The following is a 20,404-nucleotide window of genomic DNA, read 5'->3' on the forward strand; positions in this document are numbered from 1 at the left end:
TTATTTTCTCTAGCCAGAGATTTTCAATGAAAACAAGGCGAATTTACGCGTCAATAGCTGGCCTATTGCAAGTAAATTGCTGCTCGAGATAGATTTATTATCCAGAGTTCAGGTTACTTAACCTGAATCAGAATTAAAAAGCACAAGGTATCACTTATATCACCTCGTGCTACGGTTTAGCTATTTTGCTGTATCACAGACATAACACGCTAATGTAACGCCCATGTTGGCTTTAAATTTTTGATGATGTTCGTCCCCTTTAAATTCATAAGGGCCTTCAAAGCGAGTAAATATTTGCATATCTGGGTTTAATGTATTGTCAAAACGCATCATATTTGAGTGTAACGACTCACACATATTGTTTCCCATATCGTAAGCTAAACGCCAATCATCAAACTGACCACAATCTAACATCGGGCTTTCTCGACCTGATGCTGAAAGCCTTTTTTCCGTACACCCACTACTTGTATCACTTTTTAAAAATGAAAACGTTCCTGTCGATATTTTCATTGAAGCGAGGAACGTTGTTTGCTTTTTAGGGCAGTTTTGCGCATTAGCTTGCAGTTCTTCTTGCAGCATTTTTGCACTATGAGCATGTGCAAAGGTTGTTAGTAACAGACTTGATATTAAAATTGTATATTTCATTATATTTACCTCCATTTATTTACTTGATCCTGTTGTTGAGACTGTATTTACATATCTATTAAATACAAAATCAACTCAAAAAGTGTGCATCAAAGAGAGGTAAATCACACTTAAAATCATGGGGCAATTGGGTAAAAACGGGTAAATTTATTTTTAAGCTTTTGTATTTAAAGATATATATATTTATTCAATTCAAAAAACAATATCCAACATGTTTACATCCCCTTGCTTTTCTCACTTTTACCCAACTCGCCCCCTGCTGACCCTGCTAATTCCTTTCGTGATGAAAATAAACAAGCAATATAAAAGGGCACATTATTTGTGCTTATTTATTATTTATGGAGGAATAAAAATGAAACGTACATTAATGACACCACTTGCTTTAGGTTCTCTTGTATATATGGCAATCATAAGTACCACTGCATTTGCAGGTACTGTTGAAAATACCAACCACCGTACTACCGCTTTAGAAAATGATTATGGTGCAATGGCACCTGCTCAAGTTAGTAAACAAACTTGGCAGACTATTTCAGCGTGGTCTACTGACTCGCTTTCTTTGCTTGATTTTATGGCTGAAAACGATGGAGAAGCGGTACTCAATCATTATATTGAAAAACTAACAGCAACTTATCAGGCCGAAGAAATCTTAAGCCAAATAAAAGAGATAGACGTAAATGCGCTTGATTTATGGTCTACGGTGCTTGCTGATCACTCACCAGAGGACAGCTATTACCTTGCACGCTACCTTATACAATATAAGCCGGCTCTTTTTAAGCAATGGTTAACAATGCAAAAAATGGTTTCGTTAGCTGAGTTTGTCGAAATAAACAATCCACGGTTATTTGAAGCGTGGTTTGAAACTTACGCGGCTCCTAAGAAAAAAGGGCTCTCTGTTTTAAGCTATAACAAGGAAATGGATCCAACTACTTATAATGAAATTAAAGAGTTATTAAATAAAGATGCAAAGGGTGGTCCAAAGTCAGCCTGTGCCTGCCAAATGGTAGTGCCAAATACAGGCTCTGGTACTGTGGTAACAAATTACCCTTCAACCCCATCATCACCTGCACCTGAAACATCTAGTGACAATAAAGGAATGTCTAAACACGGACTTAACTTTACCAGTACTGCTTACGGCGCATTTCATTCAGGCGATGGTGAGCGTTGGTCAAAACACAAAGCCTATGGCTACGACAACACAATAAGTCATAACTCTACTGAGTTTTCGGTAAAAATGCTGTGTGCCGATAAAGCGGGTTTTGATTGTAATCAAAGTAATTCATGTTCAGGAAACTTAGAAGTTAGAGGCACTTATGCCTCGCGTTTCCATGTAAAAGGGACTGCAAGACAAATTTGGTCAAAAGCCACTAATGCACACTCTGCCGATGGCGCAAAGTTTGCCGTTGATTTACCTGGTTCTGCCCCTGAGATTGTATTGTTTAATAAAGCCGGTGGTGCAGCAATGAGCTTTAACACTGGATGGGATATTAACTCGGTGCTGGGCACTATAAAAGCAGCTTTAGGTATTACTGCTGCAATAGTGAATGACAATGCGGGTAGCTTACTCGATGCACAACTTGCCAGTGATTTAATTACTAATATTGCAGGCATAATTACCCGTTCAGGTAACGAAGCGAGCGTAAATTCGACAATGCGAGCTCGATTTGATTCATCTGACGTAAGTCCATTTTTGTTGCAACCTAACGAAGTTTACCACTTCACGCTGGACTCAGAAGCCCATGTTAAAGCACGAGGTTATGGCGGTTATTCTGATAGTCATTTTGAGTTTGGTAGCTCTGGCGCTGTAATGTATGCCGCTAATCACTTTACTTGTGGCCCAAATGTTACCGCACCTATGCCTACCGGTTTATGGTTTTATGCCAGCCAGTCAGGTCCTGATAACACCGCATCTCTTCGTAGTGATGTAGAAGGCTGGCTATCTATTCAGCTAAATCAAGGTGTTAATGCTATTCAGCAGCAAGGGGTTGTATATTAAGCACTGCGATCGAACTTATAAAGGGTAGGTGTTTCCTACCCTCTTTTGTATGTTTAAAGCAAAGGAACCATCATGAAAAAACTACTTACATTTTTTATCACTGCACTTACAATAACAGCAAGTATGCATTGTGCAGCAATAGCAAAACAATTCGATACAAGTACTCTACCCGTACTATTTTATGCAAACCAAGAAAGCTATTTAGCTCAAACACCTTGGTTTAATTTTACATACCTGCAACGTAAAATACAGCTACAAACTTGTAAGGAAGAAGCGTGTATTCAACGTTTACAATTTTTAGAACTCCAAGAAGGAGAGCAAAGCCATAAACAAAATAATGGCTCAGCTTTTTTAGGTAAAGCAGATAAAGTACACACATCAAATACCTATTCCAAACTCAGATTAGGCCAGAGTAATCACAATGCATTGCATGTTAGCGGTAACCAACGGCGCATTCTTTTTTCTTTTGAGATCACTGAAAGAGGCACTCCACTTCAGTTTAAATTTGAAGACGAACAAGATTCTTTCACCTCAGAAAATCAACAAGCGCTTATTCGCTCATCTAAGTTATGTATATCAAAGTGTGAAACAACATGGCAGGCATTCAGCGTAGATAAGGAGGGTCAATACACTCCAATAACTTTCCACCAGCAGGCGCAAGATCAGTGGGTTGTTAAAGAATTAGATAACACTATTAGAATTGAATTAACCGCTTTATTTGGTCAATATTCGGCGCCTTTACATCAGTATCACAACGAGGAAGTGTCGTTTTCAAGCTATCAAATAAATGACAAAGCACTTATAAATACACAGAGTCATGATCAACAAAACCAATATATTTTTGAGCAAACAAAAGTAATTGGTTTAAGTGGGCACACATGGGTTTTGCAGCAAGGCAATACACTGCAATTAACCGATAACCACGCTAGCATTTTAAAATCTCGCAAACTATCAACTTGGCATATAAAAAAATTGCTAAATAGCTATATATCAAAGCATCGTGTTTATTTGTTAGCCCAAGTAAATGAGCAATATCAAACCCCACCTTCAAAGCAAACCGTGATAGCCCAGTACCCTAAGAAAAAGCAAAATAGAATGCGCCCCGTAGTGCTCTATGAGTTCGATTTAGCGCTTAACTTAATATCTAGCACCACACTCTATTTACCAGAAAGTGAACTACCGTATGCACAAATAACACTTCAATCGTGGGGAGTATTAGTAGGTACAGGTGAAGCCGCAGCTGCATCGGTTAATCACACTTATCAAAGCAACCAATCATCTGCAAATATGGCAAACTGCCCGATGATAAATGACGGCTATGGTTATGGCTTATTATGTTGGAAAGCATTGAACAACCCAACTACAAATTATACACCTAGTGCAGCTAGTAGCATGATCCCAGTAACGGTTGTCGACAATACAACGCCAAACCTACTTAACCAACTGGAGGCAAACCAACATGGAACAATATTCGATAACAGCGGCACTCCTGTTGATCCTGGCGGCTCATGGACACATGAAAATAACGTTGCAATAAACAAAGAGGACTTAGGCCTATCAATTGCGATGTATAATGAACGTTGGAATTCTCCTGTTGCGGCAAATATTATTTTCCCCGCAGGTACCCCCTCTCGCCCTGTTATGTTTAGAGCTATAGAATATTCTGCAGTAAATACCAGCAACCTCCCACACAATGTGTGCAATCAGTTTGCTGCTAGTTCTGGCTACCCTGAATACCAAGCCGCTGATGCATGTATGACGCAAGCAAACTTTGGCCTATTTAGTTTAGAAAGTCTGAAATTTGATCGCTGGCAAGGAGGAAGTTACCATCCCGATCAAAGCGTAAGCGGCAATGATAATAGCTGGTTTCCGTGGTTTACTAATTTTGTGGGTGATCCTCCTGTCGAAGAAGCTTTTACAGCTGAAGCGGTCCATGAAATGGTGGCTCGTATGCGTATTAAAGCTGCAAATATTGGAACTTTAATACAAGATTCATACATTGACGGGCACTTGTATACCCAAGCACATGTACCAGGGTATTACATTTCGTATCAATAAACTTTACGATACAAAAGGGTTAGTGTATTCACCAACCCTTTTTTAATTCACTGAGCTTTATTTACTCATAACGTAAAGTAAGCGATGGCCGTGTGCTTGCAGCTTTAAATGCAAGGCTTGCAACCGTGAGCCAAGTAATTACTGCAACACTAAGGGCTGCAATTAAATAAACCCACAGCGCTTGATCAACACGCTCATTAAAATTAGCGAGCCAATCGCCCACCAGCCAATAGGTTAATGGGTATGCAATGGCTACACTCACCAACACTAAAATTAAAAACTCTTTTGCCAGTAGGTTCATAATACTAATACGTGATGCGCCAAGTACTTTGCGTACCGCCACTTCTTTTTGGCGACGAATTGTGGCAAACGAAGCTAAACCAAATGTACCTAAGCAGGTTAAGAATACCGCAAGGCCCGTAAAAATAAGTACTACAAAAGAAACACGCTCATCAGCTTTTAAAACCGCTTTATAGTTTTCAGCTAGTAGGTTTATTTTTGGCTCATAAATATTAGACACCTCAGCCAAGGCTGCGATCACTTCTTGCTTTATAGCTGGGAGCTTATGCAAATTAACTGTTAAAATCACTTCAGATACCGGTGCTAAATAGTTAAAGCCACATAAAAACATAATGTTAGAATTTGCATCTTGTGCATTACCAATTTTTACATCTTTTACAACACCGACAACCCGCATATCCACATTACGCCCTGTGTCTTTAATTGTTTGTCCAACAATATCAGCCACATTGCTATAACCAGCCTGCTTGGCAACGGTTTCTGTAATAATTGTACCCACCGTTGTAACTCCGTTTGCTCGCGTCGCCCAGTCTGAGGAAAACTCACGGCTAAAGTCTCTACCAGCAATGAGCGTAAGGCCTAGCCCTTTTACGACATCAAAACCAGAACCTATCACAGGGGTTATTCCACCTGATGATTCTCCATTGGGCCAAGTTGGCTGTAATGTATTATTAATTGAAACGGTTAAACGGGTATCAATAATCGTTGCTTGCTCTACGCCATCAATAGCCGTCAAGCGATTAATGAGTGCGCTAGGCTGCTGCGTAAATACCGATTGCACAGGCAACTCTGAAACCACTAAGCGTTGCTGTGTTTGATAGCCCAAAGGAAGACTTTGTAAGTGAGATAATTGGTTTAATAACGTAATCGAGGCAATGATCAGGCCTATTGCCAATGAAGCTTGTAGGGTTAATAAACTTTTACGCACCCAAGTAGCTGTACTGCCTCGTTGTAAATCGCCACTTAATACTCGTTTAGCGCTAAATGATGAGATAAACAATGCAGGGTACAAACCGGCAAGTATGCCTACAGCAATCACCACGCTCATAATACCCAAACCAAAGGCTGAAAAATAAATTACGACTAGCTCACGATCGACTAACTGATTAAAGCTCGGTAATAACAGCTCTACTAATACACATGCAGTAATCATCGACAATAACGCAACCAACATAGACTCAGCTAAAAATTGCGTTACTAACTGCCCTTTACTTGCGCCAAGCGCTTTACGCACCCCAACTTCTTTAGCACGCCTTGTGGACTGCGCCACCGTCATATTGATAAAGTTAAAGCCCGCAATTAAAATAAGCAACACACTCAAACCCGCACAAATCATTACGACTTGCTTTGCGCCACCCGCTTTCATTTCAAATGGTGATTTGGCTATTAAATGTAAGTCTAATAGTGGGTGAAATTCAATGGCAATTTGCCCCGCCATTTGCCCATTAAAGTATTGTTTAGAAAGTGTATCCGCAAGTGCGATTGGATCGGCCTGTGGCGCTAAACGCATATAAACGTAGCTACTATTCATCATAAGGTTGCTCGGGTCATGTTTTACATACACTAGGTTTTTAAATGCAAAGTGAGTATTGCTTGGTAAATCCGCAAACACCGCCCGTACAGTATATTGCCCTTGTTCGTGCTGTAGCGTATTACCAATAACATTCACAGAACCAAAAATACGCAGTGCTTCAGACTCACTCAATGCTAGGCTACCAGGTGTACTCATAGCATTTTTTAAATCGCCAGCCAATGTGTTCATATTGATAAAATTCTCAATATTTGGCGTTGCTCCATATAAATCGCTGAGCTTAAAACCCTGATCGCGATACTGTACGTCAACCATCGCCTCTCTAGTCATCGACACCATAGTCAAACCAAAGACTTCTTCCACTTGGCTATACTCGACTGCCTTCGCTCCTTGTGAATAATTGAAGATTGGGATCACAAATAAGCCCAACTTCGAGAAGTCTTGGCCTACGCGGTAAACACGTTCAGCATGTGGCTGCTGACTATCGTAAGACAGCTCATTTTGTGCGAACAACGCCACTAAAATAGCTGAAGCTAAGCCAATACTTAGACCTAATACATTTAAAATAAAATGTTGTTTTTGCTGTTTGAACGAACGCAGCGCTGTAATAAAGTAACTTATAAACATGCTATGCAACCTCCATCGTTTGTTGTACGTTATTTGCTTTATCAAGCATCACTTGGCCATCAAGTAGGCGTACTAAACGATCTGCGTAATTACCCTCTTTATCTGAGTGCGTAACCATAATTACCGTGGTGCCTTCTTTATTTAATTCACGGAGCATTGCCATTACTTCATCACCATTTTTTGAGTCTAAATTACCGGTTGGCTCATCGGCTAAAATTAGCTTAGGGTTAATCACCAAAGCTCGCGCTACTGCCACTCGCTGCTGCTGACCACCCGATAACTGTTGCGGTAAATGATCGCCTCGATGATCAATACCCACTCGCTTTAAAATGGTTTCAACACGCTCTTTACGCTCACTTTTTGAAATTTTTTGATATTGCAAAGGCAGCTCTACATTTTGATAAACTGTCAATTCATCAATTAAGTTAAAGCTCTGAAATACAAAACCAATTGAAGCTTTACGTAACTCTGCTAATTGTTTTTCGCTATAACCTGCAATGTCAGTACCTGCAAACTCAAAGCTTCCACTTGTTGGCGAATCTAACATGCCTAAAATAGATAATAAGGTTGATTTACCACAGCCAGATGGGCCCATAATTGCTAAAAAATCACCTTCTTTTACGGTTAGAGTAATATTGCTTAGTGCAGCTGTTTCAACATCTTGAGTACGAAATACACGGCTTAAATTAGTTAGTTTAATCATTATTGTTATCCTTAAAATTGTAGTTGTTGTGCTTTTTCGAAGTTGCTGTAGCTTGAGGTGATCACTTGATCCCCTGCTTTTAGCCCTTCAAGCACTTCAAAATAATGTTGATTTTTTTTACCTAAACGAATATCACGGCGCAGTGCTTTATTGTTACCTTGCTCAATTACGTAAACCCAATTACCACCCGAGTTTGTGAAAAATGCGCCTCGATTAAGTAATAAGGCATCGTTTTTATTGTTGCCAAGCATTAACTCAAGGTCGATGCTTTGGCCACGCTTAATACTTTTAGTGTTACTGGGTAAGTCAACTTCGATTTGAAATTGAGACTGCTGTACGCGGCTATCGATTTTGCTCACTTTGGCAGCAATAGCGTCATCATCAAGTTCAATCATCACAGCCATATCGCGCTGCACCTGATTTAAGTAAAACTCATCAAGACGTACCACTAATTTATACTCGTTGGGAATATCGATTTGTCCGAGTCGTGCGCCGCTGCTTTTTGATTCGCCAATTTCTACATCAAGCTCACTTAAATAACCTGATACCGGTGCTTTTACTAATAAGTTATCGAGGTTTCGACGAGCAAATTGAAGGTTTTTCTCGAGCATTTTAGCGCTGTCTGACAGCTGTGCAACTTGCACTTCACGTATTGATTTTTCTTGCTTTTGACGCTCAAGCGTTAGCTTCTTGCGAGCATGGTAATAACTTAAATCTTCCTCAAGTTCGGCTAATTTATCTTGCGCCAACACCCCACTTTTAACTAATGGTTTAGTTTGTTTTAAACGGCGTGTTAAATGCGTAATCTTTAACTCTATTTCTAATAAGTCTCGGCGTAAGTTTAAGCGACTGGTTTCCATATTCATTTGCGTATTACGTAAAAAATTAAGCTGCTCTGTTACTTGAGCCTCACGGCCCATAACATCAAGTTGCAAGTTAGTATTACTCAAGCGCACCAAGGGTTGGCCTGCTTCTACAAATTCGCCTTGCTCTACCAAACGCTCCTCAACTTGGCCACCGGCGATAGTATCAAGATAAATACTGGTTTTTGGCACCACTTGACCGCGTAAGCTCAACGCATCTTTAAATGCACCTTGTTTAACTGTGCTAACCGTAAGGCTGCCAAGCTCAACATTTTGGCTACGACCTGTATCGCTAGTTTGCGTAAAGCCATACGCAGCCGCCGCAACACCTAAGGCCATCGTTGCAAAGATGAATTTTTTAAAATACTTTTGAGTAAATGAGCGTTCTATTTTCTTATCCATGTTGCCGCCTTGATACAGGTTTAATTTAACTAATTACCTATTGCTATTACAAAGCGTATGCCAACTTTAATTATTCTTTAATTACAACAACTTGAATAATTCCTTATACAGATATATATTTTAGGTGTCCGTTTATAGAACACTTTTTATTTTAATAAGCGTCCATTTATGGACACTGTTCCTTTTTTGTTTTAGGCTAAACAAAACTCTATAAAAATAAAAACCATGAAACACACAGGCTCAGTTTTAATTGTTGACGACAATCCCGATATTCTCATTGCAGCACGCTTGCTATTAAAGCAACACTATCAAAGCGTCAAAACTACTGATAACCCCTTTGATATTGCTGGCATTATTAGCAAGCAACGAGAAAGCGATCAGCCCATTGACGTGATTTTATTGGATATGAACTTTAGCCAAGATTCGATTAGCGGCAAAGAAGGGTTTTATTGGCTCAAAAAAATCATTGAGCAAGACGCCAATATAGTGGTGCTACTGATGACCGCTTACAGTGATATTCAGCTTGCGGTGGATGCCATTAAAGCGGGTGCCTCTGATTTTATTGCTAAACCTTGGCAAAATGAGCAATTACTTGGCGCGGTTGCTGCTGCGTTCTCGCACGCAAAAGACAAGCAACAAGTTGGTAAACTTACTCGCCAAAAGCACGGCCTAAACCAAGCACTAAATACGCCTTCGTTTAAATTTTTAGGGCAAAGCGCAGCAATGCAGCAAGTATTTAATACCATTGAAAAAGCCGCAAAAACCGACGCAAATATATTAATCACTGGCGAAAGTGGCACAGGAAAAGAGCTCACCGCTCACGCAATTCATCAAGCAAGTATGCGTAGCGAACACACCTTTATGAGTGTAGATATGGGCGCAGTGGCGCAAAACCTGTTTGAAAGTGAGCTATTCGGCCATAAAAAAGGCGCGTTTACTGACGCTAAAGCTGATCGAATTGGTAAATTTGAACTGGCCCAAGGCGGCAGTTTATTTTTAGATGAGCTAGGTAACCTTCCGCTAGAACACCAAGCTAAATTACTCGCCGCATTGCAAAACCGCCAAGTAACTCCGATCGGCGGCAGTAAAACAATTGATATTGATATTCGCCTCATTTGTGCCACTAACGATAATCTTGAGCAAGCCGTCGCTGAAGGTCGCTTTCGTCAAGACTTACTGTATCGTATTAATACTGTTGAAATCAGATTACCTCCCTTACGTGAGCGTAGTGATGACATTCCATTACTAGTAGATTATTACCTAAATCATTTTTCACAAAAATACAAACGCGACTTAACCATTGCAGCAGATGATATGACATCACTTTGCCAATACTCATGGCCGGGCAATGTGCGTGAGCTAGCCCACGCCATAGAGCGCGCGGTAATATTAAGTGAAGGCGAAAATCTTGATGTGAGTTCAGTGGTTGGTAATACTACAAGTAACGTCAATAGCACTAATAACCCAATCGAAAATAATAATGCATACGATACTTTTGATTTAGAGGCACTTGAACAACGCACTGTTCGTGCAGCCCTTACTCACCACCAAGGCAATGTGAGCCACGCTGCCAAAGCGCTTGGTTTAACGCGCGGTGCTATGTATCGCCGCCTTGAAAAGTATGGATTATAAAGATGCGACCTTATTTTTCCCTCGGATTTAACCTAGTCGCATTAAGCAGCTGTAGTGCATTACTGTGCTACTTACTTATTAATAAGGGTTTCTCGGCAACATTATTGTTAGTCGTCTTGGTTAGTATTGCCTTGAGCGCCCATATTTTCACACTATTTACTCGCCAACAAAAACAAGCTGAAATAGTTATTCGCGCACTCGCTAATGGCGATAGTACGCTGGGTCTTAGCCAGTATCACCCAATGCGCCAGCAGTTCGATCAAGTAAAAGCACAAATGCAAACCGCACGCTTTAATGCCGAGCAACAAGCTCAATTTTTACAAGCATTACTCATTCATGTCGATTTGGCTGTGTTGGTGTCTGATAACAGTGGCCAAGTGATTGAATCAAACCCCGCTGTAAGTAAGCTTTTAGGTAAAAACGTTAAGCACTTGAGTGAATTAGGCGCTGTGGGTGATCTTCTTTTAAAAGCCGATCGAAACGTACGTAATACCCTGCATTGGCAAACAGGTGAACAACAAGATACATTATCAATTGCACTCAGTATCGCCGAAATTCAAGGTAAAGTTCGCCGCGTTGTCAGCATACAGTCTATTCACGACCAATTGCAGTTAAAAGAGCAGCAGGCCTATAAGCGCTTAACTAAAGTGCTAACTCACGAAATAGCGAATTCTATAACGCCACTTTCATCACTCGCTAACACGTGCACCACTTTATTACCGCAAACGCTGTGCTTTGATGAGCTTGAAGATAAGCAAGACTTACAACTCGCACTCACTACACTTGCGTCTCGCACTGAGCATTTAGGTGATTTTATAGCACGCTTTCGTCAAGTAAGTAGCTTACCTACACCTAAATTAGCGCCTTATAATTTAGCTAGTGTGCTCACACAAATAGTTGCATTACATCAGCAGCAAGCACTTAGCCAAGGCACTACTTTTGAGCTTAATATTAATACCCAACAATTAGTGATGCTCGACAACAGCCAAATAGAACAAGTACTGGTTAACTTAGTAAAAAACGCACTTGAAGTACTCGCTACAAGCCAACAACATAACGCGCAAAATCCTAATAAAACACCAACGATTCAACTCACCCTCGCACAAAATCACGCACAACAGCTTTACATTGAAGTCAGCGATAACGGACCGGGTATTGCTGAACATGTTATTGATATGGTGTTCGTGCCCTTTTTTACTACCAAACAACAAGGTTCGGGTATTGGTTTGAGCTTGTCGCGGCAAATTATGCTCAACCACGGCGGTGATTTGGTTTATGTACAAAAACCACAAGGTGCATGCTTTAGATGTGTGTTTGGGTGAGTAATCAGTAGATCGTCGTTCACAGCAACAACATAAAGTAGCAACCCTACAGCAAACTTCTTTACGCGCTAAAGCACGTCCTACATGTAGGTCGTCATTTATGGCGAAAACACAAAGTAGCTTAACCCTACAACAAACCACTTTACGCGCTAAAACACGCCCTACATGTAGGTCGTCATTTATGGCGACAATACAAAGTAGCAATCCTACAGCAAACTTCTTTACGCGCTAAAGCACGCCCTACATGTAGGTCGTCATTTATGGCGACAATACAAAGTAGCAACCCTACAGCAAACTTCTTTACGCGCTAAAGCACGTCCTACGTGTAGGTCGTCATTTATGGCGACAAATACCTACAAATATACTGAATTCCAAAAAGGGTAATCACCAAGCTTGTTGACTATGCTACGCCTTAAAGGGTTCGCTGCAATGTATCTTGCTATTTCAATTCTATTTTCTTCTTCTCGTAAAGCATGATCATAATACGCAGGCTGCCACACGTTTTGACGAAATCCACGAACCTTATTTACTCGCCAAGATGATAACCCTTTTAAATGACCAACCACATTGCCTAACTTAGCCCCTTTAAGCTGTAATAAACCATGAAAGTGATCAGGCATAAGAACCCATGTTAACCAGCGGCACCGGTGACTAAATTCATTATCAGCAATACATTTGCAAAAAGTATTGGCAAGCTCATAGTCACTAAATATGTTCTGCCTATTCTGGCACGTGATAGTAATAAAATATTCGCCGGACTGAATTGATACTCGCCCTTTTTTTAAATCACTCCAACTCATCCAAAACTCCCTCTTCTAAACAAAGTTTCATTTAAAAAGGTAGCTCAGTTATCCCAAGGATGCCTGCTGTAGGTCGTCATTTATGATGACAATACAAAGTAGCAACCCTACAGCAAACTTCTTTACGCGCTAAAGCACGTCCTACATGTAGGTCGTCATTTATGGCGAAAACACAAAGTAGCTTAACCCTACAACAAACCACTTTACGCGCTAAAACACGCCCTACGTGTAGGTCGTCATTTATGGCGACAATACAAAGTAGCTTAACACTACAGCAAACATCTTTACGCGCTAAAGCACGTCCTACATGTAGGTCGTTATTTATGGCGACAATACAAAGCAGCAACCCTACAGCAAACCACTTTACGCGCTAAAGCACGTCCTACATGTAGGTCGTCATTTATAGCGTCAACACAAAGTAGCAACCCTACTACAAGCTTCTTTACGCGCTAAAGCACGTCCTACGTGTAGGTCGTCATTTATGGTGACAGTACAAAGCAGCAATCCTACAGCAAACTTCTTTCCGCGCTAAAGCACGTCCTACATGTAGGTCGTCATTTATGATGACAACACAGAGTAGCTTAACCCTACAGCAAACTTCTTTACGCGCTAAAGCACGTCCTACGTGTAGGTCGTCATTTATGGCGAAAAATTAAGGTATGAAAATCAAAAACTAACTTTTTAACCCTAACTCAATTCTTAACTTTTCAATATCTTTATGTTGCTCAAAAAAGCTCACAACAGCCTGAATCTGATGCAGCTTTTCACCTTCAAAATTAGCTAGGTAATCTTTAATCTCTCTAAAGCCCCACTCTAATTCCATTTCCGCTGGGATTGCTGTTAACGCAGCAAAAACCTCTTCAATCGTTTTATCGTTAAGTAAAAAACGAATAAACTGCATCACAGCTAAATTCTGTGGATCCTCTGAGTTTTTTTCAGCCTCTGCAACACGATTAAGAACTTGTTCTGGCGCTTCATAAAGTAAAGCCAGTTCAGCTATACTTGCTTTTGAATCAGCTATAATGTTTCTAATCTCACTGTTTTCTGAGCTGTGAAATGTTTCAAGCAACATTGAATGCGGCTTTAGAGCTGTGGGAAAGTCTTTTTTCAGGCCATATACAGCACTCTGGTTAAACATTGCACTAGCTACGGGTATTTGAATCTCTTCATTCAACGAGCCTTTAAACTGCTCAATCAAGCTTGCGTAACTGTTGAGTGCGTCTTCAAACCTTTCTTGCTTACCATAAGTAACTCCTTGGTTAAGCATAGCCATAGCCAACTGAATTTGAATCTCCTCATTCGCTGAGCCTTTGAACTGCTCAATCAAAGCCGCATAACTGTTGAGTGCGTCTTCAAACTTTTCTTGCTTACCATAAGTAAAACCTTGGTTCATCAGTGTGATAGCATAAAGTTCGGGCTCTTCTTTTTGGTCCAATAACTTCAGTACTTTTGCCCAAGCTTTTAACGCCTCATCGTATTCATTATTTTCAAATGCACTTAAACCAACTTTAAACCAACTTTTAGCTGAAGCCCCTGTAGGAGGTTTGTTGTGTTTATTTAAGCCTTTATCTGCCTCCCCTGTATTTGAAGTGACAATTCTTTTACTTTCTTCTATGAGATCATGCTCAATCTTACTCAGTGCAGCTCTCGCTTCTGCTGCTAACTTTTCGGCTCGATCTTTTAACTCTAAGCTGACTTTTTCGAGTTCAACTTTGGTCTCAGAAATTAATTTACCCTTGTTATCTTCTAACCATTGCAGCATATGACTATCTGAAGCTGTATTAGCAGCAAGTTTGGCTTCGTAAACAGCTCTATTTTTTGCACTAAAGCCGAGCGCGATTGCAGCAACCGTGATAATCAAACCAAAAAAAGTGAATATCCCACCCCAAATATTAGTGTTACTTGCAATATCACTTATCCGCCCATCAAAACCAGTAAATTGACTAGCTTGTAGTTTATCTTGCGCTTCGAGTTGAGATTGGAATCTAGATAGTTGAATTGTTAGCGCTTGCTGCGCCGCTTCTAGGGTTTTAACATCATTACCGAGTATTTTTTGTTGCTGTAGTTTTTCATCCAAACTAGCAAGTTGGCTGTGCATACTAAATAATTGCTGGTATACAAAATCATGGTTATTTTGCGTATTAGGCAACGAAGGAGCTATATTTACAGGAGGTGTGACTTGTGTGGCTGCGACAATATTTACGTTCAGCAAAGTCGATAAAAATAAAAAAAGTAAGATTAAACGCATCCATCATCCCTAAAAAACAAGCCCGTTTGGCCAATACTAAATCGATAACTTATTGTAACCCTATTAATTTAACTGAGTTTAACAATACATACCACCTAAAATACTCACCTGTAAAATAGTTTAAACAGGTGATTATAGCGCTGTTTATAACATTCCCTATGTTAAGCTAACCGGCTTTTAGCTAGCTGCATTTATATTACGGAGTAGTTTTTACGTGTTTTTAAATCGATATATCGGCATTTTGCCACTGATTTTTATTTTATCTGGCTGTGAGACAACACCAGAGCAACCAGCCCCTAAAACAATTATTAAAGCTAAGCCTGTTATTAATCAACAAAGTAAAGCAATTGAACAAATCGCGCCTTTAAATCCTAAAGAGCTGGACGATGTTTGGCAACGTATTCGCGCACAGCTAAGTTTTGCTAATTCAAACCACCCCGATGTGAACAAGCGCATTGCTTGGTACTTATCTCATCCTAATTATATGGATGAAATAAGCCGCCGCGCTACACCTTATCTTTATCATATAGTGACTGAAATAGAAAAACGAGATTTACCAATAGAGCTGGCATTAATGCCACTTATTGAAAGCGATTTTGATGCAAGCGCCTATTCTCATAAACATGCGTCTGGTCTTTGGCAGCTAACGCCCTCTATTGCTAAATATTTTAAAGTAAAAATTTCACCTTGGTATGACGGTAGACAAGACGTGATCGACAGTACCCGTGCAGCATTGGATTTCATGGAGTATTTATACAAACGTTTCGATGGCGATTGGTATCATGCTATTGCGGCTTATAATTTAGGTGAAGGCCGCGTTTTAAGAGCAATTAAAAACAATAAAAGGCAGGGTAAGCCAACCGATTTCTTCAGCTTAAAACTACCTAAACAAACAAGTCAATATGTCCCTAAGTTGCTTGCTGCTGCCCAACTACTCAAAAGCCAAAAAATGGCATTTCCTGCGATAGCAAACAAAAATACCATTGCGGTGATACCGGTTTCGGGAGCCGTTATCATAGATAACAAAGAGAAGTGGCAACAACTCGAATCATTAAATTACGGTGTGATCCGCTTTCCAGCAGTTATTGATGCGCCTCATATCGTTGTTCTTGCCGATGAGCAAATAGAGTTTAAAGCAATGCTCGCAAATCAAAAAAGTAATGATTACAGTCAATGGCAACACTACACCATTCAATCTGGCGACAGTCTCAGTGTCATAGCTAAACGCCATGCAATAACAGTTAATCAGTTAAAGGCCTTTAACAATCTAAAAAGCAATCGTATTCGCGCAGGAAAAAAGCTGATACTCCCTATACTTGCAGATCAAGAAATCGAGCATAAAGTTAAATCAGGCGAAAGCTTATGGAAAATCGCTAAGTATTACAAAGTCAGTATTAATAAACTAAAACAATGGAATAACCTTTCAAGTGACCATTTAAAAATAGGTAAAAAACTTACTGTATTCTTATCTAATAGCTAACTACTTGGCTGATTATTAAATATATGGGCTGATGATTTTATCAGCCCATATACCCTTCAAAAAATGGTTTGATTATTTATCAATCATACCAATATCATTTATTAAGTGATTCGGTTTATCCATTTTTAAAATACATACATTCAAAACTGCAACATTTGAGCAAAACACATTTAATGCTCTACATACTTGCCCCACACAATACATAAGTTGTGACTGCAGGACCTCGAGTGAGTAATGTTCGCTATTCCCTTATATTTCAATTTTCTGCAGACGTAAAAAAGCCCGACTATTTCTAGTCGGGCTCTCTACAATTTGAAGCCTGGTAATGTCTTAGTGCCCACAGCGGTAGAAAGTCACATAACAAATGCTACACTATCATCGGTCGAAGCTTTGACTTCACTACTGAGTTCGGCATGGACTCTTGGCTATTTACTAAATCCCAGATAGCAAAAAACCCGTCACATTGCTGCAACGGGTTTCTTTAATTTGAAGCCTGGTAATGTCCTACTTTCACATAGCAAATGCTACACTATCATCGGCGCTGTTTCGTTTCACTACTGAGTTCGGCATGGGATCAGGTGGGTCCAAAACGCTATTGTCACCAAGCAAATATGGTGCAAAGAATTAATGACAAGCACGTAGTGCTACCATTTTCTTTGCGCAAGGTGCCTCAAATTTAACGCTACGCGCTAAGAGTCACCTATTGAATTTGGAAAATATCTGATAATATTTTTTAAGTCTTTCTAAGTAATATCTACTTTAGTTATATTAACTTCTGTCTAAACTGTCGCATAAAACGCGTTTGGCGTTGTATGGTTAAGCCTCACGGGTAATTAGTACAAGTTAGCTTAATGGCTCACACCACTTCCACATCTTGCCTATCAACGTTGTAGTCTTCAACGGCCCTTCAGAGACTTTAAAAGTCTAGTGAGAACTCATCTCGAGGCCTGCTTCGCGCTTAGATGCTTTCAGCGCTTATCAGTTCCGAACGTAGCTACCGGGCAATGCCATTGGCATGACAACCCGAACACCAGCGGTTCGTTCACTCCGGTCCTCTCGTACTAGGAGCAACCCCTCTCAATTCTCAAACGCCCACGGCAGATAGGGACCGAACTGTCTCACGACGTTCTAAACCCAGCTCGCGTACCACTTTAAATGGCGAACAGCCATACCCTTGGGACCGACTTCAGCCCCAGGATGTGATGAGCCGACATCGAGGTGCCAAACACCGCCGTCGATATGAACTCTTGGGCGGTATCAGCCTGTTATCCCCGGAGTACCTTTTATCCGTTGAGCGATGGCCCTTCCATTCAGAACCACCGGATCACTATGACCTACTTTCGTACCTGCTCGACGTGTCTGTCTCGCAGTTAAGCTGGCTTCTACCATTACACTAACCGTACGATGTCCGACCGTACTTAGCCAACCTTCGTGCTCCTCCGTTACTCTTTAGGAGGAGACCGCCCCAGTCAAACTACCCACCAGGCACTGTCCGTAACCCCGATTCAGGGGCCAACGTTAGAACATCAAAACTACAAGGGTGGTATTTCAAGGTTGACTCCACAACAACTAGCGTCGCTGCTTCAAAGTCTCCCACCTATCCTACACATGTAGGTTCAATGTTCAGTGCCAAGCTGTAGTAAAGGTTCACGGGGTCTTTCCGTCTAGCCGCGGGTACACAGCATCTTCACTGCGATTTCAATTTCACTGAGTCTCGGGTGGAGACAGCGTGGCCATGGTTACACCATTCGTGCAGGTCGGAACTTACCCGACAAGGAATTTCGCTACCTTAGGACCGTTATAGTTACGGCCGCCGTTTACCGGGGCTTCGATCAAGAGCTTCTCCCTAAGGATAACCCCATCAATTAACCTTCCGGCACCGGGCAGGTGTCACACCGTATACGTCATCTTGCGATTTTGCACAGTGCTGTGTTTTTAATAAACAGTCCCAGCCACCTGGTCACTGCGGCTCCCGTCCGCTTAGAGAGCAAGTCTCATCACAGATAGGAGCGTACCTTCTCCCGAAGTTACGGTACGATTTTGCCTAGTTCCTTCACCCGAGTTCTCTCAAGCGCCTTAGTATTCTCTACCTGACCACCTGTGTCGGTTTGGGGTACGATTCCATATAATCTGAAGCTTAGAGGCTTTTCCTGGAAGTATGGCATCAGCAACTTCATCACCGTAGTGACTCGTCTCGTGTCTCAGGTTTAATGTTCGTCCGGATTTACCTAAACAAACGCCCTACTCACTTTCACATAGACTACCAACGCTATGCTTGCTTAGCCTGCTCCGTCCCCCCATCGCAATTATATCGAGTACAGAAATATTAATCTGTTTCCCATCGACTACGCCTTTCGGCCTCGCCTTAGGGGTCGACTTACCCTACCCTGATTAACATGGGATAGGAACCCTTGGTCTTCCGGCGTGGGAGTTTTTCACTCCCATTATCGTTACTCATGTCAGCATTCGCACTTCTGATACGTCCAGCATACCTCCCGGTACACCTTCAACCGCTTACAGAACGCTCCCCTACCACTCAGAATAAATTCTGAATCCGCAGCTTCGGTGCATAGTTTAGCCCCGTTACATCTTCCGCGCAGACCGACTCGACCAGTGAGCTATTACGCTTTCTTTAAAGGATGGCTGCTTCTAAGCCAACCTCCTGGCTGTCTGGGCCTTTCCACATCGTTTCCCACTTAACTATGACTTTGGGACCTTAGCTGGCGGTCTGGGTTGTTTCCCTCTTCACGACGGACGTTAGCACCCGCCGTGTGTCTCCCGGATATTACTTTACGGTATTCGGAGTTTGCAAAGGGTTGGTAAGTCGGGATGACCCCCTAGCCTTAACAGTGCTCTACCCCCGTAAGTATTCGTCCGAGGCTCTACCTAAATAGATTTCGGGGAGAACCAGCTATCTCCCGGTTTGATTAGCCTTTCACTCCTAGCCACAGGTCATCCCCTAACTTTTCAACGTTAGTGGGTTCGGTCCTCCAGTTGATGTTACTCAACCTTCAACCTGCCCATGGCTAGATCACCGGGTTTCGGGTCTATACCTTGCAACTAGTCGCCCAGTTAAGACTCGGTTTCCCTACGGCTACCCTATTCGGTTAACCTCGCTACAAAATATAAGTCGCTGACCCATTATACAAAAGGTACGCAGTCACCCAACAAGTGGGCTCCTACTGCTTGTACGTACACGGTTTCAGGTTCTATTTCACTCCCCTCACAGGGGTTCTTTTCGCCTTTCCCTCACGGTACTGGTTCACTATCGGTCAGTTGGGAGTATTTAGCCTTAGATGATGGTCCACCTATATTCAGTCAAAGTTTCACGTGCTCCGACCTACTCGATTTCACTTAAAATGTCTTTTCATGTACGGGACTATCACCCTGTATCGTGGCGCTTTCCAGCAGCCTTCCATTAACACATAATAAGCTTAAGGGCTGTTCCGATTTCGCTCGCCGCTACTTTCGGAATCTCGGTTGATTTCTTTTCCTACGGGTACTTAGATGTTTCAGTTCTCCGCGTTCGCCTCGTTAACCTATGTATTCAGTTAACGATACCTGCAAGCAGGTGGGTTTCCCCATTCGGAAATCTTAGTCTCAAGCGCTTTTTACTAGCTTGACTAAGCTTATCGCAAGTTAATACGTCCTTCATCGCCTCCAACTGCCAAGGCATCCACCGTGTACGCTTAGTCACTTAACCATACAACCCAAACGGGTCTTTGTTTTGTGACAGTTTAACTTCGCCAGAAGTCAATATTGAATACTAAAGTAGATACCAATCAATCAACGTAAAACGT

General features: G+C 41.4%; 13 protein-coding genes and 2 rRNA genes. 7 read left to right on the forward strand and 8 right to left on the reverse strand.

Annotation, left to right across the window (positions count from 1 at the left end; all coding sequences use genetic code 11):
- Window positions 1-180: 180 nt before the first annotated feature.
- Entirely contained in the window at window positions 181-645 is a 465-nt protein-coding gene (locus AOR04_RS17325; protein ID WP_096794019.1) for a hypothetical protein, read from the reverse strand.
- 352 nt (window positions 646-997) lie between these two features.
- On the opposite strand from AOR04_RS17325, the gene AOR04_RS17330 reads away from it, so the two are divergent.
- Window positions 998-2,638: a hypothetical protein gene (locus AOR04_RS17330; protein ID WP_096794020.1), complete on the forward strand. Its 1,641-nt coding sequence runs from the start codon at window positions 998-1,000 to the stop codon at window positions 2,636-2,638.
- A gap of 72 nt (window positions 2,639-2,710) precedes the next feature.
- Window positions 2,711-4,696, forward strand: coding sequence for a hypothetical protein (locus AOR04_RS17335; RefSeq protein WP_096794021.1), 1,986 nt, complete (start codon window positions 2,711-2,713; stop codon window positions 4,694-4,696).
- A 61-nt stretch (window positions 4,697-4,757) separates the two neighbouring features.
- Here AOR04_RS17335 and AOR04_RS17340 read toward each other — a convergent pair whose 3' ends face one another.
- The 3 genes from AOR04_RS17340 to AOR04_RS17350 are packed head-to-tail and all read right to left on the reverse strand — an operon-like array spanning window position 4,758 to window position 9,122.
- A complete protein-coding gene (locus AOR04_RS17340) occupies window positions 4,758-7,154 on the reverse strand; it encodes an ABC transporter permease (RefSeq protein ID WP_096794022.1) in 2,397 nt (798 codons plus the stop codon).
- A gap of 1 nt (window position 7,155) precedes the next feature.
- Window positions 7,156-7,857, reverse strand: a complete 702-nt coding sequence (locus AOR04_RS17345; RefSeq protein WP_096794023.1) for an ABC transporter ATP-binding protein — start codon at window positions 7,855-7,857, stop codon at window positions 7,156-7,158.
- Between the two features lie 11 nt (window positions 7,858-7,868).
- Window positions 7,869-9,122 (reverse strand): efflux RND transporter periplasmic adaptor subunit, encoded by a 1,254-nt coding sequence (locus tag AOR04_RS17350; protein ID WP_096794024.1) that lies wholly within the window; start codon window positions 9,120-9,122, stop codon window positions 7,869-7,871.
- Between the two features lie 225 nt (window positions 9,123-9,347).
- On the opposite strand from AOR04_RS17350, the gene AOR04_RS17355 reads away from it, so the two are divergent.
- The 3 genes from AOR04_RS17355 to AOR04_RS22035 all read left to right on the forward strand — a co-directional run bounded on the left by AOR04_RS17355 (window position 9,348) and on the right by AOR04_RS22035 (window position 12,308).
- Window positions 9,348-10,754: a sigma-54-dependent transcriptional regulator gene (locus AOR04_RS17355; RefSeq protein WP_096794025.1), complete on the forward strand. Its 1,407-nt coding sequence runs from the start codon at window positions 9,348-9,350 to the stop codon at window positions 10,752-10,754.
- A 2-nt stretch (window positions 10,755-10,756) separates the two neighbouring features.
- On the forward strand, window positions 10,757-12,076 hold the full coding sequence (locus tag AOR04_RS17360) for a sensor histidine kinase (RefSeq protein WP_096794026.1): 1,320 nt from the start codon (window positions 10,757-10,759) through the stop codon (window positions 12,074-12,076).
- 100 nt (window positions 12,077-12,176) lie between these two features.
- A complete protein-coding gene (locus AOR04_RS22035; RefSeq protein ID WP_257790453.1) occupies window positions 12,177-12,308 on the forward strand; it encodes a hypothetical protein in 132 nt (43 codons plus the stop codon).
- 121 nt (window positions 12,309-12,429) lie between these two features.
- On the opposite strand, the gene AOR04_RS17365 is transcribed toward AOR04_RS22035, so the two are convergent.
- A complete protein-coding gene (locus AOR04_RS17365) occupies window positions 12,430-12,876 on the reverse strand; it encodes an REP-associated tyrosine transposase (RefSeq protein WP_096794027.1) in 447 nt (148 codons plus the stop codon).
- Window positions 12,877-13,037: 161 nt separating this feature from the next.
- Between AOR04_RS17365 and AOR04_RS17370 the strand changes: the two genes are divergently transcribed.
- Window positions 13,038-13,250, forward strand: coding sequence for a hypothetical protein (locus AOR04_RS17370; protein WP_096794028.1), 213 nt, complete (start codon window positions 13,038-13,040; stop codon window positions 13,248-13,250).
- Window positions 13,251-13,549: 299 nt separating this feature from the next.
- Here AOR04_RS17370 and AOR04_RS17375 read toward each other — a convergent pair whose 3' ends face one another.
- The gene (locus tag AOR04_RS17375) at window positions 13,550-15,124 is read right to left on the reverse strand and encodes a tetratricopeptide repeat protein (RefSeq protein WP_096794029.1); all 1,575 of its coding nucleotides are present in this window, start codon (window positions 15,122-15,124) and stop codon (window positions 13,550-13,552) included.
- Window positions 15,125-15,338: 214 nt separating this feature from the next.
- On the opposite strand from AOR04_RS17375, the gene AOR04_RS17380 reads away from it, so the two are divergent.
- Window positions 15,339-16,604 carry a LysM peptidoglycan-binding domain-containing protein gene (locus tag AOR04_RS17380; protein ID WP_096794030.1) on the forward strand — a complete coding sequence of 422 codons (1,266 nt, stop codon included), beginning with the start codon at window positions 15,339-15,341 and terminating at the stop codon, window positions 16,602-16,604.
- Between the two features lie 491 nt (window positions 16,605-17,095).
- On the opposite strand, the gene rrf is transcribed toward AOR04_RS17380, so the two are convergent.
- Window positions 17,096-17,210, reverse strand: a 5S ribosomal RNA gene (gene rrf / locus AOR04_RS17385).
- A 206-nt stretch (window positions 17,211-17,416) separates the two neighbouring features.
- Window positions 17,417-20,307 (reverse strand): 23S ribosomal RNA (locus AOR04_RS17390).
- Window positions 20,308-20,404: the final 97 nt, after the last annotated feature.

Source organism: Pseudoalteromonas sp. 1_2015MBL_MicDiv, assembly GCF_002407505.1.
GTDB classification, from domain to species: Bacteria; Pseudomonadota; Gammaproteobacteria; order Enterobacterales; family Alteromonadaceae; genus Pseudoalteromonas; species Pseudoalteromonas fuliginea.

Bases quoted from the DNA above. Each gene is read 5' to 3' on its own strand.
- AOR04_RS17325 (WP_096794019.1), bottom strand. From the start codon at position 645: ATGAAATATACAATTTTAATATCAAGTCTGTTACTAACAACCTTTGCA.
- AOR04_RS17330 (WP_096794020.1), top strand. From the start codon at position 998: ATGAAACGTACATTAATGACACCACTTGCTTTAGGTTCTCTTGTATAT.
- AOR04_RS17335 (WP_096794021.1), top strand. From the start codon at position 2,711: ATGAAAAAACTACTTACATTTTTTATCACTGCACTTACAATAACAGCA.
- AOR04_RS17340 (WP_096794022.1), bottom strand. From the start codon at position 7,154: ATGTTTATAAGTTACTTTATTACAGCGCTGCGTTCGTTCAAACAGCAA.
- AOR04_RS17345 (WP_096794023.1), bottom strand. From the start codon at position 7,857: ATGATTAAACTAACTAATTTAAGCCGTGTATTTCGTACTCAAGATGTT.
- AOR04_RS17350 (WP_096794024.1), bottom strand. From the start codon at position 9,122: ATGGATAAGAAAATAGAACGCTCATTTACTCAAAAGTATTTTAAAAAA.
- AOR04_RS17355 (WP_096794025.1), top strand. From the start codon at position 9,348: ATGAAACACACAGGCTCAGTTTTAATTGTTGACGACAATCCCGATATT.
- AOR04_RS17360 (WP_096794026.1), top strand. From the start codon at position 10,757: ATGCGACCTTATTTTTCCCTCGGATTTAACCTAGTCGCATTAAGCAGC.
- AOR04_RS22035 (WP_257790453.1), top strand. From the start codon at position 12,177: ATGGCGAAAACACAAAGTAGCTTAACCCTACAACAAACCACTTTACGC.
- AOR04_RS17365 (WP_096794027.1), bottom strand. From the start codon at position 12,876: ATGAGTTGGAGTGATTTAAAAAAAGGGCGAGTATCAATTCAGTCCGGC.
- AOR04_RS17370 (WP_096794028.1), top strand. From the start codon at position 13,038: ATGGCGAAAACACAAAGTAGCTTAACCCTACAACAAACCACTTTACGC.
- AOR04_RS17375 (WP_096794029.1), bottom strand. From the start codon at position 15,124: ATGCGTTTAATCTTACTTTTTTTATTTTTATCGACTTTGCTGAACGTA.